General features: G+C 58.9%; 17 protein-coding genes. 10 read left to right on the top strand and 7 right to left on the bottom strand.

Going from position 1 to position 14,174, the window contains the following annotated elements; genetic code table 11:
- Window positions 1–11: 11 nt before the first annotated feature.
- Together NW839_RS04555 and rnc are read right to left on the bottom strand one after the other, a co-directional pair.
- On the bottom strand, window positions 12–239 hold the full coding sequence (locus tag NW839_RS04555) for a hypothetical protein (protein ID WP_414349981.1): 228 nt from the start codon (window positions 237–239) through the stop codon (window positions 12–14).
- Window positions 236–958, bottom strand: coding sequence for a ribonuclease III (gene rnc / locus NW839_RS04550; RefSeq protein ID WP_011432396.1), 723 nt, complete (start codon window positions 956–958; stop codon window positions 236–238). Before rnc ends, NW839_RS04555 begins: the two co-directional genes overlap by 4 nt.
- Window positions 959–1,111: 153 nt before the next feature.
- Between rnc and NW839_RS04545 the strand changes: the two genes are divergently transcribed.
- On the top strand, window positions 1,112–1,444 hold the full coding sequence (locus tag NW839_RS04545; RefSeq protein ID WP_414349980.1) for a hypothetical protein: 333 nt from the start codon (window positions 1,112–1,114) through the stop codon (window positions 1,442–1,444).
- A 63-nt stretch (window positions 1,445–1,507) separates the two neighbouring features.
- On the opposite strand, the gene NW839_RS04540 is transcribed toward NW839_RS04545, so the two are convergent.
- The 5 genes from NW839_RS04540 to lpdA form a co-directional block, all read right to left on the bottom strand.
- Window positions 1,508–1,783, bottom strand: coding sequence for a hypothetical protein (locus NW839_RS04540; protein ID WP_011432394.1), 276 nt, complete (start codon window positions 1,781–1,783; stop codon window positions 1,508–1,510).
- Between the two features lie 87 nt (window positions 1,784–1,870).
- Window positions 1,871–2,947 (bottom strand): A/G-specific adenine glycosylase, encoded by a 1,077-nt coding sequence (mutY, locus tag NW839_RS04535; protein WP_414349979.1) that lies wholly within the window; start codon window positions 2,945–2,947, stop codon window positions 1,871–1,873.
- A gap of 94 nt (window positions 2,948–3,041) precedes the next feature.
- The gene (locus tag NW839_RS04530; protein ID WP_011432392.1) at window positions 3,042–3,179 is read right to left on the bottom strand and encodes a hypothetical protein; all 138 of its coding nucleotides are present in this window, start codon (window positions 3,177–3,179) and stop codon (window positions 3,042–3,044) included.
- 233 nt (window positions 3,180–3,412) lie between these two features.
- On the bottom strand, window positions 3,413–4,708 hold the full coding sequence (locus NW839_RS04525) for a class I SAM-dependent methyltransferase (RefSeq protein WP_414349978.1): 1,296 nt from the start codon (window positions 4,706–4,708) through the stop codon (window positions 3,413–3,415).
- A gap of 196 nt (window positions 4,709–4,904) precedes the next feature.
- Window positions 4,905–6,287 carry a dihydrolipoyl dehydrogenase gene (gene lpdA / locus NW839_RS04520; RefSeq protein WP_414349977.1) on the bottom strand — a complete coding sequence of 461 codons (1,383 nt, stop codon included), beginning with the start codon at window positions 6,285–6,287 and terminating at the stop codon, window positions 4,905–4,907.
- A gap of 125 nt (window positions 6,288–6,412) precedes the next feature.
- On the opposite strand from lpdA, the gene NW839_RS04515 reads away from it, so the two are divergent.
- From NW839_RS04515 to NW839_RS04475, 9 genes are all read left to right on the top strand, one after another.
- Complete coding sequence (locus tag NW839_RS04515) at window positions 6,413–7,192, top strand: HAD family hydrolase (protein WP_414349976.1); 780 nt, start codon at window positions 6,413–6,415, stop codon at window positions 7,190–7,192.
- Window positions 7,192–8,046: a M28 family peptidase gene (locus NW839_RS04510; RefSeq protein WP_414349975.1), complete on the top strand. Its 855-nt coding sequence runs from the start codon at window positions 7,192–7,194 to the stop codon at window positions 8,044–8,046. The genes NW839_RS04515 and NW839_RS04510 overlap by 1 nt, the downstream gene beginning before the upstream one ends.
- Window positions 8,047–8,304: 258 nt before the next feature.
- Window positions 8,305–9,066 (top strand): ChaB family protein, encoded by a 762-nt coding sequence (locus tag NW839_RS04505; RefSeq protein WP_011432387.1) that lies wholly within the window; start codon window positions 8,305–8,307, stop codon window positions 9,064–9,066.
- A gap of 153 nt (window positions 9,067–9,219) precedes the next feature.
- Window positions 9,220–10,155: a DnaJ C-terminal domain-containing protein gene (locus NW839_RS04500; RefSeq protein ID WP_011432386.1), complete on the top strand. Its 936-nt coding sequence runs from the start codon at window positions 9,220–9,222 to the stop codon at window positions 10,153–10,155.
- Window positions 10,152–10,433 (top strand): chaperone modulator CbpM, encoded by a 282-nt coding sequence (locus NW839_RS04495; protein ID WP_011432385.1) that lies wholly within the window; start codon window positions 10,152–10,154, stop codon window positions 10,431–10,433. The genes NW839_RS04500 and NW839_RS04495 overlap by 4 nt, the downstream gene beginning before the upstream one ends.
- A gap of 36 nt (window positions 10,434–10,469) precedes the next feature.
- Window positions 10,470–11,228 (top strand): photosystem reaction center subunit H, encoded by a 759-nt coding sequence (locus NW839_RS04490; RefSeq protein ID WP_414349974.1) that lies wholly within the window; start codon window positions 10,470–10,472, stop codon window positions 11,226–11,228.
- A gap of 285 nt (window positions 11,229–11,513) precedes the next feature.
- On the top strand, window positions 11,514–11,939 hold the full coding sequence (gene rplU, locus NW839_RS04485; RefSeq protein ID WP_414349973.1) for a 50S ribosomal protein L21: 426 nt from the start codon (window positions 11,514–11,516) through the stop codon (window positions 11,937–11,939).
- 76 nt (window positions 11,940–12,015) lie between these two features.
- Window positions 12,016–12,285 carry a 50S ribosomal protein L27 gene (gene rpmA, locus NW839_RS04480; RefSeq protein ID WP_011432382.1) on the top strand — a complete coding sequence of 90 codons (270 nt, stop codon included), beginning with the start codon at window positions 12,016–12,018 and terminating at the stop codon, window positions 12,283–12,285.
- 226 nt (window positions 12,286–12,511) lie between these two features.
- Complete coding sequence (locus NW839_RS04475) at window positions 12,512–14,002, top strand: cellulose synthase (RefSeq protein WP_414349972.1); 1,491 nt, start codon at window positions 12,512–12,514, stop codon at window positions 14,000–14,002.
- Window positions 14,003–14,174: the final 172 nt, after the last annotated feature.

Raw genomic sequence — 14,174 nt, 5'->3', positions numbered from 1 at the left:
AGGGGCGCATCTCAGCGGTGACGGGCATCGAGGATGAACAGAGCACTACCTACGACGAACAGGAGGCTGGCTCCTATCCCCAGCAGGGTTTGGACAACCTTGAGATTGAGAAAGGCTGGAGCTGCTGGATCCCACGGAGGGGGGTCGCTACCCAAGGTCATCACCTCGCTCGCCGCAAACAGGCTGCTCCCCAGCAAAAACAACCAACTGGCCAACTCGTAGCGGTGGTTGCCTCTCATGTCTTCTCCGACTGCAAGTGTTCGTAGGCTTGAGCAGCGGCGGCCATTTCCGCAGCCTTTTTCGAGCGACCTTCACCGCGGCCCCAGCACCGCCCTTGCCCCCAAACTTCCATGGTGAAATGAGGGGGATGCTCCTGGGCGGCCACCAGGCGGTATTCGGGCAGGCTACCCCAAAGGCGTTGGGTCAGTTCTTGCAAGGCTGCTTTGGGGTTGCGCCGAGTGGGGTCTTGGAACCATTGCTCCACTCGTCGGTGTAAGTAGGGATCCAGCCAGGGATGCAGCCTGGGCAGCGTGTAAATACCCCAACTGAGATAAAAGGCTCCCAGGAGAGCCTCGAAAGCATCCGCCAGCCGCCGACCCCGCCCGGCCAAGTCGTTTTGCGAGCTGGATCCCACCTCGAGGTAGCGATCCAAGCCGTGCAGATCCGCCAGTTCTGCCAGGTAAGCATCGCTGGTCAGGTCGGAGCGAATCGCGGTCAGCTCTCCCACCGACAGATGGGGATAGGACTGAAACAAGAATTCCGTAACCAAAATTCGCAGGACAGAATCCCCCAACAACTCCAGCCGATCGTTGTTCCGTCGGCCATCCAGAGAAGGGTGAATCAGAGCCTGATCCAGCAGATCCCAACGCAGTTGTTCCAGCAAAGCCGGATCCCTGAATCCAAGGCGGGCCAGCAAATGCTCCAAGGCACGGCGACGGGGCGGGATCAACTCAACCATACACTCAGGTGCTGACGTTGCCTTAGCGGTCAGAACTGCACAGCTTAGGCCCATTTTGACCTGAGCCATCTCACCCAGGCCGGGATCCTCGCTCGGGCGAGAAGTTAGCTATGCTACAAAAGTAGTATAGGCTTTTCGAGGGAGGATCCCTGCATGCCCATCCGCGCCCATTCCCCCATTCCCACGACTCAGATGGAAGTGACCAGCATTCGGCTGGAACGTGAGCTGAAGCAGCGACTGAAGGCGTTGGCCGGAAATCAGGGTTACCAGGCCCTCATACGGGAAATTCTTTGGAGTTATGTCCTGCGTCACTCTCAAGGGGCTGCCACCCTCAGTCCTGAGGATATTCGGGCCAGCTTCCCGGCCACGGCCCACCAAGCCCAATGCTGTGCTCTCACCGGACGGGCCATTCAACCGCAGGAGCCAATGTTGCTGGGGTGGACCACCGATGGAAAGTTCGTCGCCCTTAGCTCCTCCTGCTTTTAATCTTTGTTTTGGGGTCTCTCTCCAGTTTGCGAAGGGATCCAACCGGCACGAGTGCCCATCCGTTTAGATGCCACGAAGTTCTCGATATTTTCTGGCCCGTTCCTCGGCTGGATCGGGGGCTTGAGCTTTGGCAACTGCCTCCTCCAGTTGGGCCATCACCGTCTCTGCCGGTTCAGCGGAGCGGACGACGTAAAACATTAGGTTAATGGCTTCGTTGGCCGTCAGTTTGAGGGTTTCTTTTCCCTTGGGCACCAGCGCGATCTTGCCATCTGTGGTTGTGATGGCTGTGTGGGATCCCTTGGCCAGAATCTCCCCCGCTTTTTCCAGAGTGACAAGCATATCCGTAGCTCACAGCAGCAGGACATCTACTATCCTACCGAATGTCTTGGGGCAACTGCTCCAGAGGGGCCCAAGCCATTTGGCAGATTAGGTGTGTTCAAAGGTGTTCCCATGCTCCGCCAGCCAAGCATGCAAGTGGGGAAACAACTTTTGATTGGCTCCCGGGAAGGGAAATTCCGACAGTTCCGCCGGGCTGACCCAGCGCACCTCGCTACATTGCAGGGCTTGGGCTTCTCCGCCCAGGTAGCGACAGATAAAAGCGATAAGAGTAACGGTGAAATGGGTATAGGCATGTTCGACGGTGGCTAGCGGCGCGACCACCTCGATATCGATGCCGATTTCTTCTTTTACCTCCCGTACTACACACTCGGCAGCCGTTTCTCCCGGCTCGATTTTGCCTCCGGGAAACTCCCACAGCCCGCTGAGCATTGAGCTTTCCAGTCGTCGATCGATAAGGATTTCTTTTCCCCGCAGAACAATGGCAACCGCGATTTGCTTGTGAGGACGAGAGGCACGGGGTGCAGACATAGGCAATTGTTGGTGTTGACCTCGATTGTAGGCGCTGCAATCCGCTTGCCAAGGGCACTGGCCACAGTGAGGCTTTTTGGGACGACAGACGGTAGCTCCCAAATCCATCAGGGCTTGGTTAAAAGCCCGTGGCTGCACGGGATCCAACAATTGCTGGGAAAGCTGCCACAGCAGGGACAGACACTGGGACGGAGGCTGTTGCAAAGCCACCAAGCGAGCCAACACCCGCTTAACGTTGCCATCCAAAATGGGCAAAGGCTGATCGAAGGCAGCGCTGAGAATGCCGCCGGCTGTGGTGCGCCCGATCCCCGGCAGAGCCAGCACCTGCTCCAAATCCCTGGGGAACTCGCCGTTCCGTTCCCGCACCAGGATTTGGGCGGCTTTGTGCAAGTTCAGGGCCCGCCGGTAGTAGCCTAGGCCCTCCCACAGTTTCAGCACCTGCTGCTGGGGGGCTGCCGCCAGTGCTGGGATCCCAGGCAGGGTTTGCATCCAGCGCTGAAAGTAGGGGATAACTGTTGCCACCTGGGTTTGCTGTAACATCACTTCCGAAACCCAAATGGCGTAGGGATCCCGGGTGCGGCGCCAGGGCAGATCCCTTCCGTGGTCACGGTACCAACGTTGAAGAGACTGCCGCAAGCGTTGCAAGAAAGCCTCGTCCCACTCCCCTCCTTTGCTCGGAAGGCTGGCAATGTAGGAAAAACTGACCTCGGCTTCTGATATGGGCTGAGACTCAAGCTGCGTAAGCAAAGTGCAAAGCCCACCAGATCAGGGCCGAAACCACACCGGCCACAATTCCTGCCGAGATCAAAACGACAATTGGGCTATCTGCCCCCTTGAACTTCATAATGCCGCGATTGTAGTCAGCCATCCTTGCCTCCTACCAGCTCTGGCGTTGGGGTTGTCAGGGATGTTGATCGGGATCCAGATCTGCCAGCTCTATTCACAGGGAAAGCTGTGGCGAAGATGTCCCAGTAGAGGTGCTCCGAACCGCCGGCGCAAACATGCCTGGGGAGAAGCACCGTCCTCGGTCATGCATGATACAACCTTAGCATGGAACAGACTTTGACCCTGGTGATTTGGACTGTTTGGAATAACCAGAAGCTAGGCAACCCGCAGGACTAACCGGTCTGCTTCCCACTGTCGAAATAGGTTGAGAAGGTGGTCGGCTCTCTCTTCATGGGCAGCCAGGATCTCAGCGCCAGAACGGGCTTGATTGGCCAAGGGCAGCAGCAGCTCCACCACTTGGTAGCGGGTAGAGGCTATCATCTTGCCCGGGATGCGGGCGATAGGCCAGAAAATATCCATCTTCTGGGTCAGGATCTGGGCCGGATCCAGCTTGCCCAACAGATCTGAAAAGGGGATTTTTTGATCCCAGTAGCGCACGCTGCCATAGCGGACGAACAAGGGGTTGAGTTGCCAGCGGGAGCTCTTAAAAAATTCGACTGTAAAGGGATCCCAGTGGTCCACCTTTTTCCCTTGATGGCAACACCAGAAGAGATTTTGCGTGTGATACAGAGGCTCCAGATACTCCATGACCCGCAGTTGGTCGATGCGAGCAAGGACCTCGTAGCGGCGATGGAACTCCGGGTGGGTGGCGGCAATCAACGGCCTGGCATTCCAATAGTCCAAGTAGGGGGCTACATCGATAAACTCCAGCCCGGCTTGGGCAAGCAAGTCGGGAATCTCGCCGATGTCGAAAGGAATATCATTGGCATGGAAGAAATTATCGACAATGTTTTCATCTTGTCCATAGTATTCTTGGTGAGCCTTGGCGTGCTTGGCCAAAAGGGAATTGGGGCTGGCTCCCTTCAGCAGTTGCCGCACAAATTCGATCTTTTCTGGGGTTGCAGGTGGGGTGATGCCCAACAACTCCAAGGCTCGCCGAATGCGGTACAGATGCCAACGGCCTGAACGGTTGTAGAGCATCAGCGCCATCACCCCATCGGGAGCCAACCGCGATGCCAGATTGCTCAAAGCCTTCACCGGATCTGCAGTGTGGTGAATCACGCCGTAGGAGCTGATCATGTCGAAGCTGCCTTCGGGCCAAGTAGAGGGATCCATCAGATCCCCGTACTGCACCGAACAGTTGCGCAGGCCGTGGTGCTTAATTCGCTTTTGGGCAATCTCTAGGGCCGGGCGGCTGATGTCAATCCCGACCACCGAACCATAGCCGGGGTTGCTGGCGGCAATGCCATGCACCTCCCAGCCGGTGCCACACCCTGCCACCAAAAACCTGGCTCCTGCGGGCTCTTGCAGCCTACGGGTGCGGGCGTACTGCGCCAAGGTATAGCTGCCCAGACTGGAGAAGCCCTCAAAGGGCCGGTCGTAAGGAATAGGAGGATAGGGGAAAGTCTCGTACTGGGCCTGCACTGCCTGGGTAATCTCGGCTTCGCTCACCAAAAGCACTTCCTCCCACGCGTTCCCCCCCATCCTAAGGTCTTCTTGACGCTTTGAGCCGGGAGATCTTGCTGGGTTGCCCGTCTGAGAACCTGGCCCTTCACAGCCTGGTTGTAAACCCCGCCGGAGGCAGAGCGGGCGGGACGGAGTCCTCACAAAACCGAGTGAGGCAGGCGACCCTCTGCCGAGCCGTTGGCTAAGGCCCTGCCAGAGCGTGAGTTGCCCGCTTGTAGGCTTCCTCCAGCGTCTCTGCCAAGGTGGGGTGAACGTGCACCAAGCCGGCCAGTTCTCGCACCGTGGCCCGGCGAGCAATTGCCTGAGCCGCCTCGTGGATCAAATCCGCTGCATGTGCCCCCAAGATGTGGGATCCCAGCAGTAGGCCGGTGCTCTTGTCAAAGACCAGCTTGACCATGCCCTCTGTCTCTCCCGAAGCAATGGCCTTGGAGTTGCCGCCAAAGTAGGTGCGCACCGTGCCCACGCTGTAGCCTTCCTCCTTGGCCTGAGGTTCGGTCAGCCCTACAAAACCCATTTCCGGGTGAGTGAACACCGCGGCCGGAATGCTCAGGTAGTCCATATAGGCGGTACGGCCACAGATGTTTTCCACGGCCACTCTCCCCTGGGCTGCCGCTGCGTGGGCCAACATCATCTTGCCGGTCACATCCCCAATAGCCCAGAGGTGAGGCAAATCGGTGGCCATGCGGCTATCGACGGGGATGAACCCCCGTTTGCCGGTGTCGATGCCCAGCTCGGCCAAGCCCAGCCCCTCTGAGACCGGGATCCGACCGGCAGCCACCAAGCAGCCATCCACCTGCAGCGTCTCGCCGTTGGAGAGGTGAATCGTTACTGGCTGGCCAGGGATCACCTGCTTGGCCGTGATCCCCACGTAGGTCTGGATTTGCCTGGGCTTAATCAGCACCCGCTGGGCCAGGCGGGCAATATCGGGGTCAAAGGCCGGCATCAGGGTCTCCAGGGCTTCGATGAGGATGACCTGGGATCCCAAGGCAGTGTAGATGTCGGCAAACTCCTGGCCAATGTAGCCACTGCCGATAATCGCTAGGCGCTCCGGGATCCACTCCAGCCGCACCGCCTCGTCGCTGGTGAACACCGTCCGGCCATCCACCTCGATGCCAGGGGGCACAAAGGGGCGGGAGCCCGTAGCAAGAATAACATCCTGCGCCGTGTAGGTATAGGATCCCTTCTCTTCCTGGACTTCCACCTGCTGGGGTGCCACCAACTTGCCCCGCCCTCTCAGGATTGTTACCCCCAGCCTCTCCAGGGAGCGGGTCATGTCGGCGCGGATTTTCTCCACCACCTGGGCGGCATGGGCGGCAATCGCTCCCCGGTCAGCCTGGACGGATCCCACTTGGATGCCCAGCCCAGAGCTATGTTGCAGTTCCCGCAGGCGTCCTGAGGCGGCCAGCAGAGCCTTGGAGGGGATGCAGCCGCGGTTGATGCAGGTGCCGCCCATTTCTGCACCTTCAACGATGGCGGTCTTCAGGCCAGATTCGACCGCATGTAAAGCAGCGCCGTGGCCGCCGACGCCGGCACCGATGATGATCAAGTCAAAATCGAAGCTCATGGCGAGATTGGATAACCGGTGCTTCATTCTCTCATCTTGTCGGCCTTCCCAGAAACCAGGCTGAGAGCACCCAAACCATGGGGTAGCATAGGGTCGCTTGTAGCTGGGGGGGAGCGGGGGTACGCATGGAACTCCAAGCTTTGATCTTCGATGTGGACGGCACGCTGGCGGACACGGAGCGGGATGGTCATCGCGTGGCCTTTAACGCTGCCTTTGCCGAGGCAGGGCTGGACTGGCACTGGTCGGTGGAGCTCTACGGCCAACTCCTGGCCATTACGGGGGGCAAAGAGCGCATTCGCCATTTCGTTGCAACCTGCCAGCCGCCGCTACCCCCTGGTGAAGATTTAAATGCCCTCATTGCCCGGCTGCACCAGGCCAAAACCCGCCACTACACTGCCCTATTGGCCCAAGGGGGGATCCCACTCCGCCCAGGGGTGAAGCGCCTCCTGCAGGAGGCCAGAGCTGCTGGGATCCGCTTGGCCATTGCCACCACCACCACGCCGGAAAATGTAACAGCCCTTTTGGAGCACACACTGCCGGAGAGCCTAAGCTGGTTTGAAGTGATCGCTGCCGGCGATATTGTCCCCGCCAAAAAACCTGCTCCCGATATTTACTTCTACACCCTGGAACAGATGGGGCTGCCCCCCCAGGCCTGCCTGGCCTTTGAAGACTCGGAGAATGGGCTGCGCTCGGCCCAGCAGGCCGGTATTCCCACTGTGGTGACGGTAAACGACTATACCCGGGATCAGGATTTTTCCGGGGCAGCTTTGGTGTTGGATCACCTAGGGGATCCTGAGAATCCCTTTCGGGTGTTGGCGGGAACGGTGGGATCCCACCGCTACTTCACCCTGGAGTTGGCCTGCCAAGTCCATGCCCAAGCCATTCCCTCTGAGGTGGGAAACTGATGTCAGCAGCAGAGCTCCCAGACCTGCAGCAGCGCCTAGAGGCCCATCTGCGCCAGGTGGCCCAGCCGCGGGATCCCGACTGGTCGCCCCTGGGCCATCAGCAGGTGGAGCGCTACATCCAAGAGCAGCTTTCTAAGTGGGGATCCCTGGAGTCCTTCCCCTTTGAGGCCGGTGGCCGCCTGCACCGCAACTGGATCTTGAAATTGCCGGGATCCCGTTCTGGCCGCCAACCCATCCTCATCGGAGCCCACTTTGACGCTGCCCCGGCAACCCCTGGAGCAGACGACAACGCCAGCGGCATAGCGGTGTTGCTGGAGTTGGCCCGCCATTTTGCTGCCGAGCCGGCTTCTTCTCCGCTGTGGCTGGTGGCCTTTGACCTGGAGGAGCGGGGAATGGTGGGCAGCACAGCCTACGCCCGCTTTCTTAAACAGCAGCGCCAGCCCCTGCGGCTGATGCTCTCTCTGGAGATGCTGGGCTACCGGGATCCCGCCCCCGGATCCCAGGACTATCCCGCCGGCCTTGAGAAGCTCTACCCCAACCGGGGAGATTACATCGGTCTCATCGGCAACTGGCCCACCTGGGGGGATCTGCTCAAGCTGCAGCGTGATTTTCAAAAAGTGGGGATCCCTTGTTGCTGGCTGCTGGCCGGGCAGCGGGGCCTAATCCTGCCTGCCACTCGCCTGAGCGACCACTCCCCCTTTTGGGATGCGGGCTACGCCGCCGTTATGGTTACCGACACCGCCTTCTTGCGCAACCCTCACTACCACAAGCTGAGCGATACCTTGGAAACCCTAGATCCAGATTTCCTGACGGGGGTCTGCCAGGGCTTGATGGCCGGGATCCGCTTGCTGTAGCTCCTCCAAACCCCCCAGTCATTCCGGCAGCAAGTAGCATGCGTTGAATCCCAACTCCCCTCTCCTGGAAGGAGGCCAGGGGTAAGGATGGAATTGGCATCCTCAGTACGGAGATTTCTCCAGGGGGTTCGCGATTCTGCGACCGAGTCCTTTGCTGAAGAGGGGAGACAATAGACGAGAGTAGTAAGACGAGAGTAGTAGCAGGGAAAAGGTTAAAAAACCTGCCTTGGCACTGTAAAACTCAGCAGGAGATTGCGTATGAGCGCTTTTGCCCAAGCTCCCAAAAAGTGTGCTTCCGCCGCTTTCAAAGAAGAGGGCAAGCTGCAAGAGTGTATCCAGCGGCTTTTGAACCGTGGCATTCCCAACGATCGCATCTCCATTATTGGCCGCAACTTTCAAACCGAAGCCAAAATTACCGGGTTTATCACCCGCAAAGAGGTGGTTCTGGACGGTCTGACCAATGGGGCCATCTATGGATCCCTGTTCGGATCCCTGCTGGGGCTGCTCACTGGCGTGGGGGTGCTGTTCATTCCCTTTTTGGGGGCAGTGGTGGCCGCTGGGCCTCTGGGAGCCGCTTTGTTGGGGGCAACGGGCGGCGCTTTGTACGGAGCACTGGGAGCGGGCCTGGGATCCGCCCTGATTGCCTTGGGTATGCCGCAGGAGAAAGCCGCCATCTACCAAACCCGGGTACAGGCGGGCGAGTTCTTGTTGGTGGTGCAAGTACCGGAAGAGAAGTCGGGCGAAATTTACTGGCTGCTGCAGAGTGCTGGCGGAGAGGAAGTTTCCATTGCCGACTTGAACTTGCCCGGTGAGCCAGAGGGAGACTTAACCCCAGAGAGCATCTCGCCGGAAATCCGCGCTGACCTCTCGGAAGAAGCGCAGCAAACCTTTGTGGAAGCCTACAACCAAGCCAAACAAGAGAGCAATAACTCCACCCATGCACTCCTCAAAGCTTGGGAAAAGGTCAAGCAAATTTTCACACGAGATGAGAAAGGGATCTTCTCCAAACGCAAGCCCTAGCCCAAAAAGTTTCCGAAGTAGCGAGAGCACAGTAAAGCGCCATCTCGCCGCTCTGCCTGTACGTGTTCTGGGTCTGCTCCAATTTTTTAGCTGCAACCTTATATCCTGAGAATAGCCCGAAAAACTCTAACCTAACCTTGCAGGGGTGAGCCTATGGCTGCGAGTGACTTCAAGGATTACTACAAGATCCTGGGCGTCAGCAGAGATGCCTCTGCCGAGGAAATCAAGCGCGTCTATCGCAAGTTGGCCCGCCAGTATCACCCCGACGTGAACCCCGGCAACAAGGCGGCAGAGGAACGCTTTAAGGAGATCAACGAAGCCTACGAGGTGCTCTCTGATCCAGAGAAGCGGCGGCGCTACGACCAGTTTGGGCAGTACTGGCAGCGGGTGGGTACTGGTTCTGCTGCTGGAATGCCGGGCATGGAGGGCTTCGCCCAATACGCCAGCTTCGAGGAGTTTATCAACGAGCTGCTGGGCCGTATGGGCTCCCGCCGCAGCGGGTTCCAGGGCTTCGCCGGCGGCTTTGGGCCGTTTGTCTCGGTGGATTTGCCGGGGCAGGATGTGGAGGGCACTCTGGGTCTCAGCTGGGCAGAAGCTTTCCACGGCACCCAGAAACGGCTGAACCTAGATGGAGAAACGCTAACTATCCGCATTCCCCCCGGCGCTAAGCCGGGCAGTCGCATCCGCGTCAAGGGCAAAGGCCAGGTCAGCCCCTTTGGCGGGCCAAGAGGGGATCTCTACCTCACTTTGGAGCTGCCCCCCCATCCCTTCTTCCGCTTTGACGGAGACAACCTCCTCTGCGAGCTGCCCATTACTCCTGACGAGGCGGCTTTGGGAGGGACGGCGGAAGTTCCCACCCCTACGGGTCGCGTGCAACTGAGGATCCCTGCCGGGGTAGACAGCGGCCAAACCCTGCGGCTGCGCGGCCAAGGCTGGCGGGATCCCCAAGGCCAGCGGAGCGACCTGCTGGTGCGGCTGAAGGTGGTGGCACCCAAATCCCTTTCCCAGACCGAACGGGATCTCTACGAAAAGCTGCGGCAAAGCCGTAGCTGGGATCCCCGCGCCCACTTGCAGGAGGTGAGTCTATGAGTTTGGCCATTGTGCGGGTAGAAGAACGGCTCTATACCTTCGAGCAGGCCACGGAACTGTTGGGGATCCCTCCCCACCTGCTGGAATGGCTGCTGGCCCAAGGCTTAGTGGAGGCCGAGAGCAGCTACCTGACCCCCCAACAGCTCAGGCGGTTGTTGCAAATGAGCCGCCTACACCGAGACTTGGGGCTTAACTGGACGGGGGCAGCGATGGTCTTGGACATGGCTCAGGAAATTGCCCGGCTCAGGGGGCAACTGCGCCACTACCGCGGATTTTGAGGCTGCCCAGCTAACCCATCAAGGAGATAAACTTCGATGAACCCTATGGAACAGATCATCCGACGTAGCCAAGTGGTGGGCCTGCTGGCCCTCGATGGCAGCACTGCTACCGCATTGGGTACCGTAGAAGAAATCTGGGTTGACCCAACAGGGCGGGTATGCTACTTCACCAGCCAGCAGGGGTACACCCCCCTGGAGCAGATTTCTCTCATCGGGCCAGACGCGCTGCTGACCTACTCTACCGTTTTTGCTACCCCCCTAACCCCCATCAGCTCTCTTTACCGCCGCACAGTGCGCATTGGGAATCGAGAGGTCGGCTGGATTGAGGATTTTCTCTTTGACTGGGAGACTGGAGCGATTGCCGCTTATATTCTGGGTGGCAGCATTGCCGAGCCTTGGGGGGGGCGCGCCGTTCTCCTGCCTGAGGATGTGGAAGCCATTGATGTGGACGCGGTGGTGGTTAAGGAGGATGCTCCGCAGCGGCTGAAATCGGAAGCGGAAGGCTTAAAGAACTTTTGGAGCGAAAAATCTCGGCAGGTGAAACAGCTTATCCAGCGCATGGGGGATCGCCTCAAGGCGTTGGTTGGCCCACAGGATCCGCCGGAGGTGGTGCGCGTTAAGGTGAAGCAGGTGCGGGACGAGCTGGCCAAAGGGGGCAAGTTCGATCTCTCCCTACTGGACGAGGCGGCAGAGTTTCTGCAACACAAGTGGGAAACCTGGCAACATCGCCTCAGCCGCGCCGCTCAGCGCATGCAGGCTGCCCTTCAGGCTGCTTGGGAGAAGCTGACCGAATAGCAAAGAATGACTCTGCAACCTCTGGCCTGCGGTCGCCTCAGATGCTGCACATTTGCTTCCCAACTGCTTCCCAACTCCCCTCTTCCTCTGGGAAAGGGGCTGGGGGGCAACAGCATGAGGTGCTTGGGGAGTCCGTCCCACTGCTCGACCGGAACTGTTGCAAGCCAGTCCTCGACCAAACCCAGCTGACGGACGGCGGCTTTTTCGGCTACGATCTAAGATCGCTGTCAATGCTCGGATCAGGTTTCAAGACCCCCGCAGGGCACCTGTACGGCAGGGAGAAAGATGACTTACGCAATTGTGGAAACCGGCGGTAAGCAGCTTTGGGTGGAGCCGGGGCGTTTTTACGAAGTTGATCGCCTGGCGGAAGTGGAGGAGAACAGCCCCTTCGATTTGTCTCGTGTGCTGTTGATCAACCACGAGGGACAAATCACGTTGGGGCATCCCTACGTTTCGGAGGCGGTCGTCAGGGCACGGGTTTTACAGCATCGGCGCGGCGATAAAATCATCGTTTACAAGATGAGGCCAAAGAAAAAGACCCGCAAAAAGAGGGGCCATCGGCAACCGCTGACCCGTCTGCTGATCGAGTCTATTGAACTCAATGGGGTGCCCCTAGCCACGGCACCATCCCGTACGGAAGCGGCTCCAGAGTCTAACCCAGAGGCAGCCCCTTCGGCAGTGGCGACAGGGATCCCTGCGGATGAGGAATAAACTCTGAACTCAGGTGTCCTGAATCCCGATTTTTTTATCTCGTTTCTGTTGATCACGCAGTTGCATAGGAGGCGTTATGGCTCATAAGAAGGGAACGGGCAGCACTCGCAACGGTCGAGATTCCAATGCCAAGCGGCTGGGGGTGAAGCGCTATGGGGGCGAGCTGGTGCATCCCGGCCACATTCTGGTCAGGCAGCGGGGCACCAAGTTTCACCCAGGGGTGAACGTGCGCATCGGCGGCGACGACACCTTGTATTCTGTGGTCACCGGCATTGTGACTTTTGAGCGCTATGGCAAGTGGCGGCAAAAGGTGAGTGTCTACCCAGCTGAGGTGGCTGCCCAGTAGGGAAAGGCCCAGCTTTGAAACTGCCTGGGAGAGTTTCTTCCGCAAGAGAAGATTCTCGCTTCTGTCGACCAAGCTGCTTGCCGGGCTGAAAACTGTCTGCTCCAGAGCAGACAGGGTTTTGCTGTTGCTGATTCCTGAACTTTTTTCGTTCTTGAGGATTGGGGCCAGCCGGAAGAGAAGAGGAGCTAGGGATCCCTGCCCCTTCGAGGGCGAAAATGGCAAAAGCGTGGAAGGCAGAAAGCTGATGCGGGTGTATTTGTTTCGCTGGGCAGGGTTGCTTCACCTCATTGCCGGGGTGATGTACCTCTACTGGCGACTGACAGCCGGGCTGATGGATTTGGGATCCCTTTTGTTTTGGGGGGCAGAGCTGTATGTTTGGCTGGCAGCGGTGGGCTTCACCCTCAGCCGCTATCCCCAGGTGCCGAGAGAGACGCTCCCATCCCCGGAGGTTCTGCGGCGGTCGTTTTTCCAATTGCCGCGAGTGGATGTGCTGGTGATGCGCCAGTGGGATTCCGTAGAGGCAACCCGGCAAACAGTGCTTTCGGCTCTGCACCTCGACTACCCGTGGGAGCGGTTGTTTGTCCACATTGTGGATCGGGTAGAAGATGAGGAGATGGCCAAGGCGGCGCGGGCCATTCCCTGCGAATACTGGGCCTGCCCTAGCCCCACAACCGACCCCCTGGCTTACGCGATGGGATCCCCTCACATCCAAGGGGAGTATCTGCTCCTGGTGCAGCCGGGCCATTTTCTTGAGCCGGACTTCCTGTGGCAGACCTTGCCTCACTTTTACGACTCGCCGGAGCGGGCTCCAATTGTCAACCGAACTGGCTTTGTGCAGGCAATGCTGCGCACCCTAGGCCAGCCCAGAGCCGTTCACCCACTGCAGCAGCTCTTGGCGGTGGGATCCGAAGGGTATCAGGCGGCACCCCTGTTGGGTTCTGGCTGTCTCATCCGGCGCAAGGCTTTGGAAGGGATCCCGCAGATCGACATTCGCCGCCCTGTGCAGTTGGGGTGTCAGATGCACTGCCGTGGCTGGCAATCTCAATTGGTTCGCCAAACCCAGGTTACGGGTGTTTTGTTGCCCTTGCGCAACCGCCGCGTTGCTTTGCTGGCTTTGTTTTCGGCCTTGAGGGAAAATCCCTTCTGGGGCAAGCCGACCACGCAGCAGCAGCGCTTTCAATACCTGTGGCTGGCCCTCTGGGCTGCCGGTGGGATGGCGGAGCTGGTCTACTTGGCGGTGCCGATGGTCTTTCTCTGCACGGGGTGGATGCCGGTGCCGGCCTTTGACCGGGTCTTCTTCGCGTGGTTTTTGCCTTATGCTCTCCTGGGGCGCATCAGTTGGCTCTTGGCCTTTCCCCCGCATTTGTGGGGGGCAGCTTGGCAGTCGGAACGGCAGACGGGCAGCCAGTTTTTTCAGTCCATCCAGGCGCTGGTGCAAAGTCTGCAGGGAGTGCCCCCCTATCCCGAGCAGCCTTCCCAGCTCTCCTTAGGACCTCAGGCTCTGGCTATTGTGCTGACTTTTCTGGCTATGGGGGTGGGATCCCTGCGTTTTGCCGGCAGTTGGGATCCCTCTTGGCCTGAGCTGCTGTTTGGCTTGGTCTGGGCCTTCTACAACCTGATGATCCTGACGGTGCGCCCCGACGATCACGATTTTGCCGGCTTTGCTTTTCCCAGCAGCAGCGCCGCTGCGGCGACAGAAGAGAGCGCCGACCCATAGGCTGCCAAGCCAAGACAAGTTCATCGCAAAACCAAATCCCCACATCCATTCAGCTGCTGCATGGATGAAATGGCAGGCTGCCGCGGCAGATGGTGGGCAAACGCTATGCTGTGAGAAGTGTAGGATAAGTGGATCGGCACAGGTTGTCTCCAACTCTCCGGGGAGGTGTACC

The organism is Synechococcus sp. R5-15 (assembly GCF_047462035.1).
Taxonomy (GTDB): Bacteria; Cyanobacteriota; Cyanobacteriia; order Thermostichales; family Thermostichaceae; genus Thermostichus.
Note: the sequence above shows the minus strand (reverse complement) of the source record. Positions and strands in the feature narration are given on the sequence as shown.

Coding starts and splice junctions, on each gene's coding strand:
- NW839_RS04555 (WP_414349981.1), bottom strand. CDS start 239: ATGAGAGGCAACCACCGCTACGAGTTGGCCAGTTGGTTGTTTTTGCTG.
- rnc (WP_011432396.1), bottom strand. CDS start 958: ATGGTTGAGTTGATCCCGCCCCGTCGCCGTGCCTTGGAGCATTTGCTG.
- NW839_RS04545 (WP_414349980.1), top strand. CDS start 1,112: ATGCCCATCCGCGCCCATTCCCCCATTCCCACGACTCAGATGGAAGTG.
- NW839_RS04540 (WP_011432394.1), bottom strand. CDS start 1,783: ATGCTTGTCACTCTGGAAAAAGCGGGGGAGATTCTGGCCAAGGGATCC.
- NW839_RS04530 (WP_011432392.1), bottom strand. CDS start 3,179: ATGGCTGACTACAATCGCGGCATTATGAAGTTCAAGGGGGCAGATAGC.
- lpdA (WP_414349977.1), bottom strand. CDS start 6,287: ATGAGCTTCGATTTTGACTTGATCATCATCGGTGCCGGCGTCGGCGGC.
- NW839_RS04515 (WP_414349976.1), top strand. CDS start 6,413: ATGGAACTCCAAGCTTTGATCTTCGATGTGGACGGCACGCTGGCGGAC.
- NW839_RS04510 (WP_414349975.1), top strand. CDS start 7,192: ATGTCAGCAGCAGAGCTCCCAGACCTGCAGCAGCGCCTAGAGGCCCAT.
- NW839_RS04505 (WP_011432387.1), top strand. CDS start 8,305: ATGAGCGCTTTTGCCCAAGCTCCCAAAAAGTGTGCTTCCGCCGCTTTC.
- NW839_RS04500 (WP_011432386.1), top strand. CDS start 9,220: ATGGCTGCGAGTGACTTCAAGGATTACTACAAGATCCTGGGCGTCAGC.
- NW839_RS04495 (WP_011432385.1), top strand. CDS start 10,152: ATGAGTTTGGCCATTGTGCGGGTAGAAGAACGGCTCTATACCTTCGAG.
- NW839_RS04490 (WP_414349974.1), top strand. CDS start 10,470: ATGAACCCTATGGAACAGATCATCCGACGTAGCCAAGTGGTGGGCCTG.
- rplU (WP_414349973.1), top strand. CDS start 11,514: ATGACTTACGCAATTGTGGAAACCGGCGGTAAGCAGCTTTGGGTGGAG.
- rpmA (WP_011432382.1), top strand. CDS start 12,016: ATGGCTCATAAGAAGGGAACGGGCAGCACTCGCAACGGTCGAGATTCC.